This window comes from Paraburkholderia sp. CI2, from assembly GCF_014201055.1.
In the GTDB taxonomy this organism is placed as follows: Bacteria; Pseudomonadota; Gammaproteobacteria; order Burkholderiales; family Burkholderiaceae; genus Paraburkholderia; species Paraburkholderia tuberum.
In genome coordinates this window covers 690,975-707,235 of sequence record NZ_JACHDL010000001.1, presented here as the reverse complement: position 1 = coordinate 707,235, position 16,261 = coordinate 690,975, and the positions used below count along the sequence as shown (strand labels likewise).

At 64.7% G+C, this 16,261-nt stretch carries 13 protein-coding genes; 7 read left to right on the top strand and 6 right to left on the bottom strand.

What is annotated here, in order from left to right; translation table 11 throughout:
- Positions 1 to 367 precede the first annotated feature (367 nt).
- The 4 genes from HDG32_RS03160 to HDG32_RS03145 all read left to right on the top strand — a co-directional run bounded on the left by HDG32_RS03160 (position 368) and on the right by HDG32_RS03145 (position 4,743).
- Positions 368 to 1,777: a circularly permuted type 2 ATP-grasp protein gene (locus HDG32_RS03160; RefSeq protein WP_184063124.1), complete on the top strand. Its 1,410-nt coding sequence runs from the start codon at positions 368 to 370 to the stop codon at positions 1,775 to 1,777.
- Between the two features lie 158 nt (positions 1,778 to 1,935).
- Positions 1,936 to 2,886, top strand: a complete 951-nt coding sequence (locus HDG32_RS03155) for an alpha-E domain-containing protein (RefSeq protein ID WP_184063123.1) — start codon at positions 1,936 to 1,938, stop codon at positions 2,884 to 2,886.
- A 12-nt stretch (positions 2,887 to 2,898) separates the two neighbouring features.
- Positions 2,899 to 3,699, top strand: a complete 801-nt coding sequence (locus tag HDG32_RS03150; protein ID WP_090807138.1) for a transglutaminase family protein — start codon at positions 2,899 to 2,901, stop codon at positions 3,697 to 3,699.
- Between the two features lie 171 nt (positions 3,700 to 3,870).
- Complete coding sequence (locus HDG32_RS03145) at positions 3,871 to 4,743, top strand: proteasome-type protease (protein ID WP_184063121.1); 873 nt, start codon at positions 3,871 to 3,873, stop codon at positions 4,741 to 4,743.
- A 154-nt stretch (positions 4,744 to 4,897) separates the two neighbouring features.
- Here HDG32_RS03145 and HDG32_RS03140 read toward each other — a convergent pair whose 3' ends face one another.
- Together HDG32_RS03140 and HDG32_RS03135 are read right to left on the bottom strand one after the other, a co-directional pair.
- On the bottom strand, positions 4,898 to 6,082 hold the full coding sequence (locus tag HDG32_RS03140; RefSeq protein ID WP_184063119.1) for a porin: 1,185 nt from the start codon (positions 6,080 to 6,082) through the stop codon (positions 4,898 to 4,900).
- A 431-nt stretch (positions 6,083 to 6,513) separates the two neighbouring features.
- Positions 6,514 to 7,782: a YihY/virulence factor BrkB family protein gene (locus HDG32_RS03135; protein WP_184063117.1), complete on the bottom strand. Its 1,269-nt coding sequence runs from the start codon at positions 7,780 to 7,782 to the stop codon at positions 6,514 to 6,516.
- Positions 7,783 to 7,974: 192 nt separating this feature from the next.
- Between HDG32_RS03135 and HDG32_RS03130 the strand changes: the two genes are divergently transcribed.
- Together HDG32_RS03130 and HDG32_RS03125 are read left to right on the top strand one after the other, a co-directional pair.
- A complete protein-coding gene (locus HDG32_RS03130; RefSeq protein WP_184063114.1) occupies positions 7,975 to 8,529 on the top strand; it encodes a YbaK/EbsC family protein in 555 nt (184 codons plus the stop codon).
- 110 nt (positions 8,530 to 8,639) lie between these two features.
- Positions 8,640 to 10,199: a methyl-accepting chemotaxis protein gene (locus HDG32_RS03125; protein ID WP_184063112.1), complete on the top strand. Its 1,560-nt coding sequence runs from the start codon at positions 8,640 to 8,642 to the stop codon at positions 10,197 to 10,199.
- Between the two features lie 68 nt (positions 10,200 to 10,267).
- On the opposite strand, the gene HDG32_RS03120 is transcribed toward HDG32_RS03125, so the two are convergent.
- The 3 genes from HDG32_RS03120 to HDG32_RS03110 all read right to left on the bottom strand — a co-directional run bounded on the left by HDG32_RS03120 (position 10,268) and on the right by HDG32_RS03110 (position 13,407).
- Positions 10,268 to 10,897, bottom strand: a complete 630-nt coding sequence (locus HDG32_RS03120; RefSeq protein ID WP_184063110.1) for a SulP family inorganic anion transporter — start codon at positions 10,895 to 10,897, stop codon at positions 10,268 to 10,270.
- A 264-nt stretch (positions 10,898 to 11,161) separates the two neighbouring features.
- The gene (locus tag HDG32_RS03115) at positions 11,162 to 11,752 is read right to left on the bottom strand and encodes a YSC84-related protein (protein WP_184007138.1); all 591 of its coding nucleotides are present in this window, start codon (positions 11,750 to 11,752) and stop codon (positions 11,162 to 11,164) included.
- Positions 11,753 to 12,018: 266 nt separating this feature from the next.
- A complete protein-coding gene (locus HDG32_RS03110; RefSeq protein WP_184063108.1) occupies positions 12,019 to 13,407 on the bottom strand; it encodes an FAD-binding oxidoreductase in 1,389 nt (462 codons plus the stop codon).
- A 554-nt stretch (positions 13,408 to 13,961) separates the two neighbouring features.
- On the opposite strand from HDG32_RS03110, the gene HDG32_RS03105 reads away from it, so the two are divergent.
- Entirely contained in the window at positions 13,962 to 14,105 is a 144-nt protein-coding gene (locus HDG32_RS03105) for a hypothetical protein (protein ID WP_184063106.1), read from the top strand.
- A gap of 197 nt (positions 14,106 to 14,302) precedes the next feature.
- Here HDG32_RS03105 and HDG32_RS03100 read toward each other — a convergent pair.
- Positions 14,303 to 16,261, bottom strand: a 1,959-nt coding sequence (locus HDG32_RS03100; protein WP_184063104.1) for a hypothetical protein, incomplete at its 5' end; no start/stop codon positions are given.

The following is a 16,261-nucleotide window of genomic DNA, read 5'->3' as shown; positions in this document are numbered from 1 at the left end:
TAACCATGCCTGACGTTTGAGTGCGTGAAAAAGCGCCTGCATGCAGGTGATCGAAGTCCCCGTGGATGAAGATTCACGGGGACTTTCTTATGCGCTCGCTTCGTAGTGCGCGTCGAGTCCATTGGCGAAACGGCAAGCGCGCCCTCTCATAGTGTGCTCCCTGATGGCGCACACGCACCTGACTGGCGCATCATGATCCACGACAGTACGATCAACGCAATCCGACGCCCTGCGGATGCGCCATTAGCGGGCACGGCAACGCGCTCTATCCCGACACATTCAATGGCATAACGCTTGCTTGATCGAAGGTCGAATACCGAATGCGCAGCGCATTCGCCTTCTATTTGACAACAAGACTGGGGCTGACATGCGATGCTATGACGAGATGCGCCATCACGCCGATGGCGTACGGCCGCATTACGCGCGCTTTGAGCGATGGTTGGACAGTCAGGGCGATGAAGCGATCGCGCGCAAACGCGCGGAAGCGGACCTGCTGTTCCGGCGCGTCGGCATCACGTTCGCAGTAAACGGCGACCTGTCAGGCACCGAGCGGCTGATTCCCTTCGATCTGATTCCGCGCATCATCCCGCGCGGCGAATGGCAGACGCTCGAAGCGGGTTTGCGACAGCGCGTGCAGGCTCTCAATCTGTTTATCCACGACGTCTATCACGATCGCAACATCGTGCGCGCGGGCATCGTGCCGGCCGACCAGGTCTATACCAACGCGCAGTATCGTCCCGAGATGCAGGGCGTCGATGTGCCGCTCGGTGTTTACGCGCATATCGCGGGCGTCGACGTGGTGCGCGCCGGCGATGAAGGCGAATTCTACGTACTCGAAGACAATCTGCGTGTGCCGTCGGGCGTGTCGTACATGCTCGAAAACCGCAAGATGATGATGCGGCTCTTCCCCGAACTGTTCGTGCAGAACCGCATCGCACCGGTCGCGCATTATCCCGACCTGCTGCTCGATACGCTGCGCTCGGTCGCGCCCGCGGGCGTCGACGATCCGGTCGTCGTCGTGCTGACGCCGGGCATGTACAACTCCGCGTATTTCGAGCATACGTTCCTCGCGCAGCAGATGGGCGTCGAGCTCGTCGAAGGCAAGGATCTGTTCGTCGACGACAACTACGTGTTCATGCGCACCACGCAAGGACCGAAGCGCGTCGACGTGATCTACCGGCGCGTCGACGACGATTTTCTCGATCCGCTTGCGTTTCGCCCCGACTCCGCGCTCGGCGTACCGGGTCTGCTCACCGCCTATCGCGCCGGCCGCGTCGCGCTCGCGAACGCGATGGGCACCGGCATCGCCGACGACAAATCGATCTACCCGTACGTGCCCGACATGATCGCGTTTTATCTTGGTGAAAAGCCGATTCTGAACAACGTACCGACCTATCAGTGCCGTAAGCCCGAGGATCTCGCCTATACGCTCGCGCATCTGCCGGAGCTGGTGGTCAAGGAAGTGCACGGCGCGGGCGGCTACGGGATGCTGGTCGGCCCCGCCTCGACGAACGCCGAAGTCGAGGCCTTCCGCGAGCGGCTGATCGCGCGTCCGGCCGGTTATATCGCACAGCCCACGCTGGCGCTGTCCGCGTGTCCGACTTTCGTCGAATCGGGCATCGCGCCGCGCCATATCGACCTGCGGCCGTTCGTGCTGTCGGGCAAGACCACCACGATGGTGGCGGGCGGCCTCACGCGGGTCGCGTTGCAGGAGGGCTCGCTCGTCGTCAATTCATCGCAGGGAGGCGGGACCAAGGACACCTGGATGGTCGACTGACGCGGTTGCCGCCGCGCTTTTCGCCTCGCTCGCAACGGAGCAGAGCAGGGCGCGACACTCGCAACCTGATGCGCGCTGGCGCTCAACGGATAACCAGCGCGGACCTTCGTCGCTGACGAAGGCCTCGCGCGTTCAGATCACAGACATGGAACGTCGTCATGCTTAGCCGAACCGCCGATCACCTCTTCTGGATGGCCCGCTATATGGAGCGTGCGGAGAACACCGCCCGCATGCTCGACATCAACCTGAAGGCGCAACTGCTGCCGCAGACGGCCGAACAGGAGGCTCGCGCGCAGCGCTCGGTGCTGCGCATCTCCGAGCTCGAAAGCGCCTTCGCGCAGCGCTACGACGAACCGACGCGCGACCACATGCTCGACTTCATGATCGCCGACGCAAGTAATCCGTCGAGCATTCATTCGTGCCTGCAGGCCGCGCGTGAAAACGCCCGCGCGGTGCGCGGCACGCTGACGACCGAGTGGTGGGAAACCATCAACGACACGTGGCTCGAATTCAACGAGCGGCTCGCGAGCGGGCAGGCCGCGAGCAATCCGGGCTCGTTGTTCGAGTGGGTCAAGTTCCGCTCGCATCTGTCGCGCGGCGTGACGATCGGCACCGCGCTGCAGGACGACGCGTTCTTCTTCACGCAGCTAGGCACGTATCTGGAGCGCGCCGACAACACCGCGCGGATTCTCGATGTGCGTTTCGCGAACGTCGAGCCGAATTCGCGCGACGCGGCGCGCCAGCTCGAGGACTTCTATTACTGGACCTCGATCCTGAGTTCGGTGTCGGCGCTCGAGATCTACCGCAGGGTATATCGCGACGTCGTGACGCCCGCGCGCGTCGTCGAGCTGATGATCCTCAATCAGCAGATGCCGCGCTCGCTGCTCGCCTCGCTCGACGGCGTGTGCAGCAATCTCGCGATGCTGCGCACATCGGGCTCGAACCAGTGCGAGCGCTTCGCCGGCAAGCTGCGCGCCGAGCTGTTGTATGCCGACATCCGGCAGATTTTCGAAAGCGGTCTGCACGCCTATCTGACGCAGTTCCTCGCTCGCGTGTTCGATCTGGGCAATCTGGTGGCGCGTACTTATCTGATGCTGCCAGTGGCCTGACGGAGTTTTCTCATGTACCTGACGATCCGCCACGACACCTCTTACCGCTACGAAGCGACGGTTCACTATTCGATCCAGCAGTTGCGCCTGACGCCCGCGAGCGGCGCCGGACAGACCGTGCGGCGCTGGAACATCGACGCGCCGGGCAAGCTCGACGCGACGCTCGACGCCTACGGCAACGTGCTGCACACGCTCGTCATGAACAAGCCGCACGACGAGATTCATCTGCGCGTGTCGGGCGAGGTGGACACGATGCCGCTCGTCGACGGCGTGCTGGGTGATCCGCCCGGCCCGATTCCGCTCGAGCATTTCACCTGCGCGACGCGTCTGACCGAAGCCGACGGCGCGATCCGCGAACTGGCGGAGTCGGTGGCGAATCTGGCGAGCCCGGCAAGCCTGCTCACGCTGTCCGAGCAGATCGTGCAGCGCGTGCAGTACCGGCCCGGCGTGACCGAGGTTACGAGCACGGCCGCCGAGGCGCTCGCGCTCGGCAACGGCGTGTGCCAGGACCATGCGCATCTGATGCTCGCGTGCTGCCGCGCGCGCGGCGTGCCGGCGCGCTACGTGAGCGGATATATCGAACCCGGCGACGTGCCGCATGGCGCGAGTCACGCGTGGGTCGACGTTTGGCTCGAAGGCAAAGGGTGGATTTCGATCGACGTCACGCATGCCGGGTTTGCGAGCGAGATCTACTGCCGGCTCGCGGTCGCCCGTGACTATGAGGCCGCGGCACCGGTGCGCGGCCGACGCATCGGCGGACTCGAAGAGGAGCTTCACGTGGCGGTGGCGGTCAGCGCGCAGATGTCGCAGTAGCCGCGTTGCAACGCCAACGCGCGCGACGGCATTTAACATGCCTGCCACGTGTTCGGAATCAGCTGCCAAAAGGCTGCAAAAAAGGCTGCAAAAGAGGCCGTAAACACGGATAAAAGGCGCCTGTGCGCCGCATTACAATAGCCCCGTTCCTTTGCCTTCCGCGGATTCCTTATGACTTACTGCGTAGCGATGGCCGTCAACGACGGCCTCGTATTTTTGTCCGACACGCGTACCAATGCGGGCGTCGATCACATCAGTACCGCGCGCAAGATGTCGGTGTTCGAGCAACCCGGCGAACGCATGCTGGTGCTGCTCGGCGCCGGCAATCTGTCGATCACGCAAGCGGTGCTGCACGAGCTGTCCGAGCCCGCCGATGCCAGCGAGCCCACGCTGTGGAGCGTGCCGACCATGGCGGACGCCGCGCGCGTGGTCGGCAGCGCGGTGCGTCGCGTGCATGAGCGCGAGGCCGAGGCGATGCAGAAGTTCGCTGTCGACTTCAATTGCAGCTTCATTCTCGGCGGCCAGATCGCGGGCAACCGGATGCGCCTTTTCATGATCTACGCGGCGGGCAATTTCATCGAGGCGTCGGCCGTGAATCCGTATTTCCAGATCGGCGAGGCGAAGTATGGCAAGCCGATAATCGACCGGGTTCTGACGCCGTCCACACCGCTCGACGAGGCCGCGAAGTCCGCGCTGATCTCGATGGACTCGACGCTGCGCTCGAACCTGTCAGTGGGCTTGCCGCTCGATCTGCTCGTGTACGAGAAGGATGCGCTGCGCGTCACGCGGTTCGTGTCGATCGATCGCGACAACGCGTACTTCGACATGCTTCACCGCACGTGGGGCGAGCGTCTGCGCCAGGTGTTCGCCGAGATTCCCGATCCGGACTGGCAGCAGTCGCTGGATGCGCCGTCGCCGCAGTCGGAGCGGGCGCTGGTGCTATATCGCGCGCCGGTCGGCGCCGATGGCGTCGAGCATGAGCAGGATGTGTCGCCCGCGCAGATTCTCGCGCAGGCCGACAAGGGCAAGGCGCAGCGGCGCTAGCTGCGTTGGGTTCGGAGCGCGCGTCAGGCTCGCTCGGGCCCGCACCAAAACCTCAGGACGAAAAAAAACCAGCCGTCGGCATCGCCTCTGGCTGGTTTCTGGTCTCTGGCTACGCAGCTCGTCAGCTGCGTAGCAGGTCCGATTCGAAGTCCGATTAGAACTTGTGACGGATACCGAGGCTGACCATGACCTGGTTGCTGGTGCTCGACTGGTTGCCATACGAACCGATCGAAGCCGTGGACGAAACGAGTTCGCCCGTAGCCGGATCACGCTGTTGGCCGCTTGCATGCTGCCATGCGGCGACCGTGTACACGTCGGTGCGCTTCGACAGCGAGTAGTCGCCGCCCAGCGAAACCTGGTTGTACGTTGCCTTCGCGTCGCCCGTACCGCGGGTGTACGCGTAGCCGATACCCAGCAGGGCTGCCGGCGTGATCTGGTAGCCGACGTACACGCGGCCGACGTTGAAGATCTGCGTCGACGTGAACGCCGATTGTGCGTCCGGCTTGTAGCGCGCGTTGCTGTACGACAGGTTAGCCGTCAACGGGCCCGTCACGTACTGAGCAGCTGCCGAAGCGATACTGATCGACTTCGCCGTGGTGTAAGCCTGGTTGATGCCTGCGTTGTCCGGGAAGTTCGTGTCGAACGTAGCGCCGGGGACCGTCGTGCTGTTCCAGCCCGTGCGGACAGGAAGGTTGGTGCTTGCGTTGTCAGTCCTCAGGTAGCCACCCGCGACGCTGAACGGACCCGTTGCGTACGTTGCTGCGCCGGCCCACGTTTGACCCGAACCCGTCGCGCCTGCGACGCCGCCCAGAGCGTACATGCCTTCGACCTGGAAGCCCGACCACACCGGCGACACATACTTCAGCGAGTTGTTCACGCGGAAGCTGTTGTCGTTGTTGTCGACGTCACCCGGCGTAGCGAACGTGCTGCCGAAGTAGTTGTCGCCCGTCAGCGGCTGGATCATGTCGACCAGCGGGTCGTATTGACGACCAGCCGTGAAGGTGCCCCAAGAGTCGCCCGTCAGACCGACGTAAGCCTGACGACCGAACATCAGGCCGCCTTGACCGAGCTTGCCGGTGTTGATGTCAAAGCCGTTTTCCAACTGGAAAATTGCCTTCAGGCCGCCGCCGAGGTCTTCCGTGCCCTTCAGGCCGAAACGGTTACCTTGCAGGTTGCCGCCAAACATTTGTACGAGGCTACCGCCGTGGGGCGTAGCGTTGTTCACGTACTGGACCGATTCATCCAGCACGCCATACAGGGTCACGCTGCTTTGCGCGTGAGCGATGCCGGCGACGCCGAGGAGCGCCAGCGAGAGGGTAGACAGTGCGATTCGTTTCATCCATTTCTCCACGCAGATGATTGTTCGTTGTTGCGGAAAGCAGAATAGCTCAGCGGCTCGGCGGGGTAGAAACGGAAAAAAAAGAGTGTCGCCAAAAACTGACAATCGATGCAAACCCTTGTATTTAAAGCTCTCGACGATTGTTTCCATTTGCGCAACATTTATTGGTCTGATGTGCATTATTGTTGATTTGTTGATAGTGACTGGGTGAACGAACGCACGATGAGCATCGATTTGCATGCTAAATGTAATCTAGTCGTGTACGCGTCCACTCGTCCTTGTACTGAAATATAAAAGAGACGGCTGACGAAAGGACTAGACAGGCTGGACAGAAGGGGCGCGTTGTGTGTCCAGGCGCAATTGACTGGATTGACGGCGCAACACGTGCATCTATAAGGGTATGGACGGTAGCGTGGTGTGAAGCGCCCGCTTCAGCGCCGGTCGGCGCCACGGCGCGCCATGGCCGCGGCCGTGAGCCCCGCGGCGGCCGCGAGCAGCACCGAGGTCCACGGGTTGCGTCGCACGTAGCGGTCGGCGGCCGTCGCCTGGCGGCGCGCTTCGACGAGGGCGGACGCCGCGAAACGGGTGGCTTGCGCTTCGGCGTCGAGCACCTTGCGCGTAACGTCCACCGCGGTCTCATGCGCGGAGCGCCTTTGCGCCGCCGCGTTGATTCCCGCGGGCAGCGGCGTAGCCGTTTGGCTGGCAACACCCACAGCAGCGCGAGCAGACGGCGCGGCATTTGCCGCGACGGTCGATGCCGCCAGTACCGACGCGAGCTTCGCGCGGCTGCCCGGCGGCGACTCGCCCTGCATGCCCCAGCCGCCACGCGGATCGTGCAGCCGGCCGCGCGCCGCCGAGAACTCCGCGCCGAGCAGCAGCACCAGCGCCGAGAAGTACAGCCACATCAGCAGCACCGCGAGCGAGCCGGCCGCGCCGAACGCGCTGGCCATTCCCGCATGCGCGAGATACAGCGCGAACAGCTTCTTGCCAGCCGTAAACAACACGGCCGCGACGATGCCGCCCACCACCGCATCGCGCCACAGCACCCGAGCGTCGGGCAGAAACTTGAGCAGTCCGGCGAACGCGAAGATCAGCACCAACAGCCCGACGCCGAGCTGCAGCAGATTGCCGATCACGACATACGGCGAGTCGCCCCACAGCCAGTTGCCGATAAAGACGATCACCGTATCGAGCACCAGCGACACGATCAGCAGGAACGCGACGCCGAGCACGAGCCCGAACGAAATCAGTCGCACCCGCACCAGCGCGAGCCAGCTGGAAGTGCGCGGCCCGCTGTACGGCCACACTATATTGAGCGCGCTGTTCAGCGACGAGAACGTCGCCGACGCGCCGATCGCCAGCAGCGAGAACGAGATGATCGTCGCGATGCCGCCTTTGGCGCCCGCGTGATGCGCGTTCTCGACGATCGTCTGCACGCCGGCCGCGGCCTGGTCGCCGATCAGGCCGTTGATGTGGCCGAACAGCTCGCCGCGCGCGGCCGCCGGGCCGAAGAACCAGCCGGCCACTGCGATCACCATCACGAGCGTCGGCGCGAGCGAAAACGCCGCATAGAACGCGATGCTCGCCGCCAACGCAGGACAGCGGTTCTCCGCGAACTGCCGCAGTGCGCCCATCGCCCAATTGGCCTGATGACGCGCGGCCTGCTGGAGGTTCTCGCGAGAGAGCGTGTCGATGTCCATGATCGTGTCTGAATCGTGAGGGCGCCTTCAGGGTGTTTGCTTCATTGCCTTTCGCAAACCTCGTGCCCGTCACTATACAAGTTAAGCGGCGCGCTGCATGGCCTGCGTTCATGGCCTGTTTTGCGGCCCGTTTCGCGGCCGCCCGCGTGTACCGCTAGAATGCAGCGGGTTAATGTCACCTTTCCGCTCATCATGCATTCGCACGAACTCGTACAGCAACTGGACGTCATCGAGCGCGACCAGTGGAGCGCGCATCTGCCCGCGCACGTCATCGAACAATTGCCGGCGCGCGGGATCACGGTGTTCGCCGTCACCGACGACGCCTCCGACACCGCCGCATTCAGCGCTCGCTACGGCTTCGGTCTCGAAGACTGCGCGAACACGATCGTGATCCGCTACAGGAAAGAGGGTGGCGAGCACTTTGCGGCGCTCGTGTCGCTCGGCTCGCGGCGGCTCGACATCAACGGCGCGGTGAAGGCCGCGCTCGGCGCACAGCGGCTGTCATTCGCGACGCGCGAGGCGGCGGTCGAGCATAGCCAGATGGAGTTCGGCGGAATTACCGCGTTCGGTCTGCCGGCCGACTGGCGCATCCTCGTCGACGCCGCCGTGATGGAGCGTGCGCAGATCGTGATGGGCGCCGGCGTGCGCGCGGCCAAGCTGCTGATGTCGCCCGACGTGCTGCGGCAATGGTCGCGCTGCGAGGTGGCGGCGCTGACGCTGCCTGCTGACGGAAACCCGCAACCTTGAAGCCGCACTGAAGTTTTCTTCCGTCGCGCCGTTAATCCCGACAACGACATGAAACGTTTGCGGCGTCCGTTCGCGCGGACAGCCGCCGACCACGACAAGGGATACGGAAGATGGAACGGTTTCGCCTGAAAGTGCGGCTGTGGCTCGCGCTCGCGGTGATGTGCATGGGCATTCTGGCGATCGGCCTGTGGGGGGCGTTCAAGACACGAGACACGATGATCGCCGATCGCGAGGGCGAGCTGAAAAACGTGGTCAGCATCGCGTACAGCGTGCTCGATCGCTACAACGCGCTCGTCGCGGCCGGCACGATGCCGCTCGCCGATGCGCAGCGCGCCGCGATGGACGACCTGCGCGCAATGCGCTACGACGGTGCCGGCGGCTATCTCGTGCTCGAAGACAGCCGCGCGCACGTGCTGATGCATGCCACGCGCGCCGACCTCGTCGGCAAGGACATGACCAACGTCACCGATCCGGACGGCCGCCACGTGTTCAAGGAAGGTTCCGAGCAAACGCAGCGCGAAGGCGAGGCCTTCGTTCAGCTGCAGTTCCCGAAGCCCGGCACCGACAAGCTTGCGCCGAAGATCAACTACATGCGGCTTTACAAGCCGTGGGACTGGACCATCGTCACCGGCGTCTTCACGGACGACATCGACGGCGTGTTCTACCGCACCCTCGTGCAATACGTGATCGCGGCGGTGGTGCTTTGCGCGCTCGTGTCGCTGGTGATCGGCGTGATTCTGCGCAGCATTCTGCGTCAGCTTGGCGGCGAACCGGCGTACGCGCTGCAGATCGCGTCGCGTATCGCGGACGGCGACCTCGACGTGGTCGTCGACGCGAAGGCCGGCGACAGCACGAGCCTGCTCGCCGCGATGAAACGGATGCAGCAGCGTCTCGCGCAGGCGATCGAGCAGATTCGCGGCGGCGCGACGCTGATTTCGTCGGTATCGAACGAGATCGCCGCGGGCAATTCGGACCTGTCGCGCCGCACCGAGCAGCAGGCGGCCGCGCTCGGCGAGACCGCGTCGAGCATGGAGCAGATCACCGCGACCGTGCGTCAGAACGCCGACAACGCGAAGCAGGCGAGCCAGCTCTCGCACAACGCGTCGGAGACCGCGGCGCGCGGCGGCGCGGCGGTCGGTCAGGTGATCGACACGATGCGCGGGATTTCACAGTCGTCGCACCGGATCGGCGACATCATCGGCGTGATCGAAGGGATTGCGTTCCAAACCAATATTCTCGCGTTGAACGCGGCCGTCGAGGCGGCGCGCGCGGGCGAGGAGGGCCGCGGTTTCGCGGTGGTCGCGGGCGAAGTGCGCACGCTCGCGCAACGCAGCGCGGCGGCCGCGAAGGAGATCAAGGCGCTGATCGAGGAATCGGCCGCGCAGATCGCGGGCGGTTCGGAGCACGTCGGACGCGCGGGTGACACGATGCAGGAAGTCGTGCAGGCGGTACGTCGTGTCAACGACATCATGGGCGAGATCAGCGCGGCGTCGGCCGAGCAGACCTCGGGCATCGAGCAGGTCAACATCGCGGTCGCGAGCATGGATCAGACGACGCAGCAGAATGCGGCGCTCGTCGAGGAGGCGAGCGCGGCGGCCGATGTGCTGAAGACGCAGACCGGGCAGTTGTCGGCGGCGATCGCGGTGTTCCGGTTGCCCGAGCAGCGCTAAAGCACCAGGCCGCGTTGTCGACGCGCGCGCGAATTCACCGCGCGCGGGCTCGCAACGCGGTGCGTGTCTCACGCCAGGCCGATCCCCGCGCCGCTCAACAATTGGCGGTTGCGCTCCGACAGATTCTTCATGCGCAATTGCTTGCCTGCCTTGCGATAGCGCTCGGCCAGACCCTGCAACGCGGCGAGCGCCGAATGATCGGCGAGCAGCAGGTGACTGCAATCGACGGTCACGCTCGCCGGGTCGCGCGCCGGATCGAACAGCTCGTGAAAGCGCGTCGTCGACGCGAAAAACAGCGTGCCGCGCGGCACATAGGTCTTATGGCCCGCTCGATCCTCGGCATGCGTATGAATTTCGCGCGCGTGCTGCCACGCGAAGTTGAGCGCGGCGATCACGATGCCGCACATCACCGCGATCGCGAGATCGGCAAACACCGTGATGATTGTGACCGCGACGATCACGAGCGCCATCGAGCCCGCCGCGCCCGAAATCATGCCGGGACGTCCGCCAAATAGCGCGGTGACGGTGCAGATAAAGAATGCGCCGTACAGACCCATCAACGGATTCAGATGGGCGACGAGCGCAAAGGCGATGCATTCGGGCACCAGCGCGAACGACGAGGTCAAGCCTGCGAGCACGTTGCTGCGAATGCCGGACAGCCTGGCGGGCCGACCGGAAGCGTGACTAGCGGTGTTCATGTTCTACGAGGTGGCGCGCGAGCGCAATGCTGAGGCTTGTATGGGCTGCGCTGGACTGGCGTGGCAACGCGCGGCTGCGCGAAGGATTGCGTCCGCTGGGCGCGGACGGTTTACGAAAGGCGTGAATTCTACCGTAGCGCGATGAACGGCGCTGGCGAAGCGGGCGGGAACGCTATGGCCCGAACGCGCGGCGCGGATCTGTCGTGCAATCGCGCGGTGCGCTCGCGCCACAAATCCGCAAGAGGGAAAGCTCCGCTCAGATACTCAGATAATCAGCCGCGACACCTTCGTGCCCTCGAGCGACACGCCGGCCATCAGGCCGCCGTTGGTCAGCACGAAAGCCTGCACCGGGCTCGTCGCGGTCGACGAATCGACCGCGCCGTTCGCGCCGACTTTCAGCACGGCGACGGTCGCATTCGCGCCGACTGCCCAGCCCTGGCTGTGCATGAATTCGTCGAGCGCTTCCTGCGTCATGAACAGAAACACGAGCGCCTTCGACTGTGCGCCGATCTGCAACCCGAACGAGCCCGCGACCGTGCTGTAGTAGCCGACCGTGCGGCCGCCGATGCGCATCGCCCCTTCACCATACTGTCCGCCGACCCAGAAGCCGGCCGAGATCACCGATGGAAACACCAGCACGCCGCGCGCTTTCGCGACGAGCTCACGCGCGCCGTCGACGTTTTCGTAGAGACGCGCGAGCGTCGAGTCGACGCCGGCGTTGATCGTGTCGCGCTTGCCGGCGTTGGCGGACGGCGATGCGTTCGAGGACGGCGAAGTCGTCGTGCAACCGGTGAGGCTCAGACCTGCGACGGCCAATGCAGCGCTGCCGGTCATGATGAATTGTCGTCTGCGCATGACGGTTTTCCTTTGCGTTTCTCACGCGTGTTGTACGTTTTGGAAGAGTGCGGCGAGTCGCCTGCTTTGCTTTGTTCTCATATGCACGCGGGAGGTTCCGTGCGCGCGGTCATCGCAGCCAGGCGGCGGCGTGCCGCGACGTTCGCATCGCGGGAGTCCACCGCTCAAACAGCAGATAGCGTGCCCAAGGGCCGCGCCGCCTTGCGCGAGAGCGGCGCGGCCATTGCAGTTCGGGTTTTTGCGTCGCTTTCCGTCACGCGTCGTCGCTACGCCGTTGGGCGAATGTTCTGGTTATGGCGGAACAGGTTGCGCGGATCGTAGCGGTTCTTCACGGCGACGAGCCGCTCATAGTTGGGCCCATAGGCATCCGCGATACGGCCGCCTTCCTCCTGCGTCATGAAGTTGACGTACACGCTGCCGAGCGCAAAGGGGCGCGACGCGTCGAAAAAGTCGCGCGCCCATTTGACACAGCGCTCGTCGTCGCGCGCATCGTCCCAGCGGCCGTGCACGTTCATCGCGTATTGCGTCTCGCGACTTGGGTAAGCGGTCGCGTCGACCGCCACGCGCTGCGTTTGCGCGCCGATCAACCCGAAGAAAATTTCGCATTGCGCGGACGGCAGTGTGTCGATCGCGCGGATCAGCGCGTCGATCAGTCCATCGTCGATGGTGGCGAGGTTGTGCGACTTCCAGTAGTTGCGCGCGCCCGGCGTGAGCAGCGGATCGAAGGCCTGTTGCCAAACTTCATAAGGCATCGGACCGAGATGTGCGCCGAGCGGCTTGCCGAAGCCGCGCACGGCTTCCACCGCGGCTGGGCCTTTTTCGACCGGCCCGTTGTAGCACATCGCGAACACGAGCACGGGTTGGCCGTGCACGTCGGGCGGCAGGAACGGCAGCGGTGGCGCGAGCCGCGCGACGGCCCAGACGGCCAGCTCGTCGGGCATCGCGGGCACGGCATCGCGGTATTTGATCAGCGCTTCCTTCGCGTCGGCGAGCGGCAGCACGACGAGGCCGCCATACACGAGCGGGCCGACCTCATGCAGCGCGAACTCGAATAGCGTAACGACGCCGAAATTGCCGCCGCCGCCGCGAATCGCCCAGAACAGATCGTCGTGCGAAGTGGCGCTCAGGCGGCGCAATTCACCGTCCGCGGTGACGATGTCGGCCGCGACGAGGTTGTCGATCGTCATGCCGTAGCGGCGGCTCAACCAGCCGAAGCCGCCGCCGAGCGTCAGACCCGCGACGCCGGTCGTCGAGTTGATACCGAGCGGCGTCGCGAGTCCGAATGCCTGCGCTTCGTGATCGAGATCGTGCAGCGTCGCGCCCGGTTCGACATAGGCGCGCCGCGCTTGCGGGTCGATGCGCACCGATTTCATCGTGGACAGATCGAGCACGAGGCCGTCGTCGCACACAGCGCTACCGCCGATGTTGTGGCCGCCTCCGCGAATTGCGAGCGGCAGGCCGTTGTCACGCGCGAAGGCGACGCCGCGGCGCACGTCGGCAACACCCGCGCAGCGCAGGATCATCGCGGGAGAACGGTCGATCATTGCGTTCCAGATGCTGCGCGCCGTATCGAAGCCCGGCGTGTCGGGCAGCAGAAGCTGACCGCGAAGTCCGGATTTGAATTCGTCGACCGCACTGCTGGAGATAGTAACCATGTTGTACCTCGTCGAAGAGGGGAAGGCGCTCGCAGAACACTGCTCCGCAGACCAAACAAAAATGCGGGCGGTGAATGAAAGCGGATTGAGAGGTTCGGCTGCGTGCAGTAAACGGGGCGACGCGTCGAAGTCAAACAAAGGTTTACCCGCGTTGGTGGGCGATCCCGCGCGGTGGCTCGTGGGGACAGGCTTTTGCGGGCAGGGCAACGACGATACGCGGCGGTACCGCCGAAGATGGTGGGAATGCTCCGGGAAAAGCGTGCGCGCTGATGTGTTGGTTATCCGACGCGCTGGTGGTTGTGCCACGACACTTTGCATATGGGCGTGGCTCGTGATCGCGTGCGACCGAGGCACACGTTCGACGACTGTGCGAGGTAGCGCACATCGCGACAGCGATTTTCGCGACGCACGCGCATTGCCCGACGACGCGTAATGTTTCGCACGCGCGTTTCGGTGATTTTCATTGCGTTGTCTATTGGATTGCTCTCATTCGGTCTTTCCTATTTTTATTTTTATGTGCGAATGGCCACATGAATAAAACGAATGATGTGTAAATGGTCGGTATTTGTCCGATAAAACCAAAGGCTAATTTTCTTTTTGCTGATCCGATTGCATTGAGCGCGATAGTTATTAACTTCCTGTCTGAAGAATATGAAGTAGCGGATTTGGCGGGCGGAACGCCGTTGAACGCCGCCTGACGGGCCGTATCGGCAATATCGCATTGCGTGGTCTAGCGCACGGTCGAGCGGTTGCGGTGCGAATAACTTCAACGTCCATCAAGCCTCGCTGTGCGGCTCTCACGATCATGTGCGCGCACGGCCAGCCGATTCTCTCGAAGCACGCCAAATCGGACCGGGGATTTTCCGTGAGAGAAGTTTTTAGTGCGAACGCATTTTTAATTCGCATAAAGCGAAGCTGCGCAGAGGCTTTGACTTTTCGTTTTGTTGGCGAGCGGAGATTCACTCGTTAATTGGACCGGTCTTTTTGGTGAAATAATTCGGAGAGTGAAATGAAGAAGCAAAGCGGGGACGCGTGGATATTGGGAACGCGACGGGCGGCTTTGGCGGTCGCGGTCAGTCTTTATGCGGCGATGGCGGGTGCGCAGACGAATTCGGGGAGCACCGCCGCGCCGGCAACGAATCCCGCAGTGATGGTGCTCGCCGAGGCTAGCGTGCACGGCGGATGTCCGTCGGGCGGCGGGCCGGGTTGCACGTCGCAGGGATTCGGGCAGCTCGGGGCGGGCGCCTTCGGCGTCGCGGCGGCGGGGCTCGGCCCGACATCGCCCACCGGCTCGCCGGCGGGCAACGGGACGTCCTCGACGGGCACGGGCGCGGGAAGCGGTGGCGGGAATAGCTCGGCTAATTCCGGCCCGGGCGGGGTGGGCCCGGGAAATACCGGCGGCAACAACGGCAATGGCGGTGCCGGCGACAACGGTAACGGCGGCGCGGGTAGCGGTGGTGGCGGGAACGGCTCGGGGAATGGCGGCACGGGCGGCGATGGCGGCGGTAACGGAGGCGGTGATAACGGCGGGGACGGTGGTGGGGATGGTGGTCATGGTCATGGTCATGGGCATGGGCACGGCGGCGATGGTGACGGCGATGGCGGCCATGGACATGGCCACGGTGGTGATGGTGACGGCGATGGCGACCATGGACATGGCCACGGCGGTGATGGTGACGGCGATGGCGGTCACGGCCATGGCCACGGTGGTGATGGTGATGGCGATGGCGGTCACGGCCATGGCCACGGTGGTGATGGTGATGGCGATGGCGGCCATGGTCATGGCCACGGCGGCGATGGTGACGGCGATGGCGGCCATGGACATGGCCACGGCGGTGATGGTGACGGCGACGGCGGCCATGGACATGGCCACGGTGGTGACGGTGATGGCGATGGCGGTCACGGTCATGGTCATGGTCATGGTCATGCTGGCGATGGTGACGGCGATGGCGGCCATGGCCAAGGCGGTGACGGCGATGGCGATGGCGGTCACGGTCATGGTCATGGTCACGCTGGCGATGGTGACGGCGATGGCGGTCACGGTCATGGGCACGGTGGTGACGGTGACGGCGATGGCGGCCATGGCCACGGTGGTGATGGTGACGGCGATGGCGGTCATGGCCATGGCCAAGGTGGTGATGGCGATGGCGGTCATGGCCATGGGCGCGGCGGTGATGGTGCCGGCGATGGCGGTCATGGCCATGGCCAAGATGGTGACGGCGGCCGCGGCGATGGCGGCCACGGCGCCAGCGGTCACGGCGACGGCGGTCATGGCGACGGCGGCCACGGTGACGGCGGCCACGGTGACGGCGGTCACGGTGACGGCGGCCACGGTGACGGTGGTCACGGTGACGGTGGTCACGGTGACGGCGGTCATGGTGACGGCGGCCACGGCGACGGCGGCCACGGCAGCAGCGGTGGCGAAGGCAAAGGCGGTTCCGGAAACGGCGGCCATGGCGGTGAAGGCGATGGCGGCCAGGGCAACGGCGGCTACGGCCACGGCGGCCATGGTGGTGAAGGCGGCGGCCAGGGTAACGGCGGCTCCGGCAACGGTGGCCATGGCGGTGAAGGCGGTGGCGGCCAGGGCAACGGCGGCTCCGGCCACGGCGGCCATGGTGGTGAAGGCGGCGGCCAGGGTAACGGCGGTTCCGGCAACGGTGGCCATGGCGGTGAAGGCGGTGGCGGCCAGGGCAACGGCGGCTCCGGCCACGGCGGCCATGGTGGTGAAGGCGGCGGCCAGGGCAACGGTGGTTCCGGCAACGGTGGCCATGGCGGTGAAGGCGGTGGCGGCCAGGGCAACGGCGGCTCCGGCCACGGCGGCCATGGTGGTGAAGGCGGCGGCCAGGGCAACGGC

Bases quoted from the DNA above. Each gene is read 5' to 3' on its own strand.
- HDG32_RS03145 (WP_184063121.1), top strand. From the start codon at position 3,871: ATGACTTACTGCGTAGCGATGGCCGTCAACGACGGCCTCGTATTTTTG.
- HDG32_RS03125 (WP_184063112.1), top strand. From the start codon at position 8,640: ATGGAACGGTTTCGCCTGAAAGTGCGGCTGTGGCTCGCGCTCGCGGTG.
- HDG32_RS03130 (WP_184063114.1), top strand. From the start codon at position 7,975: ATGCATTCGCACGAACTCGTACAGCAACTGGACGTCATCGAGCGCGAC.
- HDG32_RS03160 (WP_184063124.1), top strand. From the start codon at position 368: ATGCGATGCTATGACGAGATGCGCCATCACGCCGATGGCGTACGGCCG.
- HDG32_RS03105 (WP_184063106.1), top strand. From the start codon at position 13,962: ATGGTCGGTATTTGTCCGATAAAACCAAAGGCTAATTTTCTTTTTGCT.
- HDG32_RS03135 (WP_184063117.1), bottom strand. From the start codon at position 7,782: ATGGACATCGACACGCTCTCTCGCGAGAACCTCCAGCAGGCCGCGCGT.
- HDG32_RS03150 (WP_090807138.1), top strand. From the start codon at position 2,899: ATGTACCTGACGATCCGCCACGACACCTCTTACCGCTACGAAGCGACG.
- HDG32_RS03120 (WP_184063110.1), bottom strand. From the start codon at position 10,897: ATGAACACCGCTAGTCACGCTTCCGGTCGGCCCGCCAGGCTGTCCGGC.
- HDG32_RS03115 (WP_184007138.1), bottom strand. From the start codon at position 11,752: ATGCGCAGACGACAATTCATCATGACCGGCAGCGCTGCATTGGCCGTC.
- HDG32_RS03110 (WP_184063108.1), bottom strand. From the start codon at position 13,407: ATGGTTACTATCTCCAGCAGTGCGGTCGACGAATTCAAATCCGGACTT.
- HDG32_RS03140 (WP_184063119.1), bottom strand. From the start codon at position 6,082: ATGAAACGAATCGCACTGTCTACCCTCTCGCTGGCGCTCCTCGGCGTC.
- HDG32_RS03155 (WP_184063123.1), top strand. From the start codon at position 1,936: ATGCTTAGCCGAACCGCCGATCACCTCTTCTGGATGGCCCGCTATATG.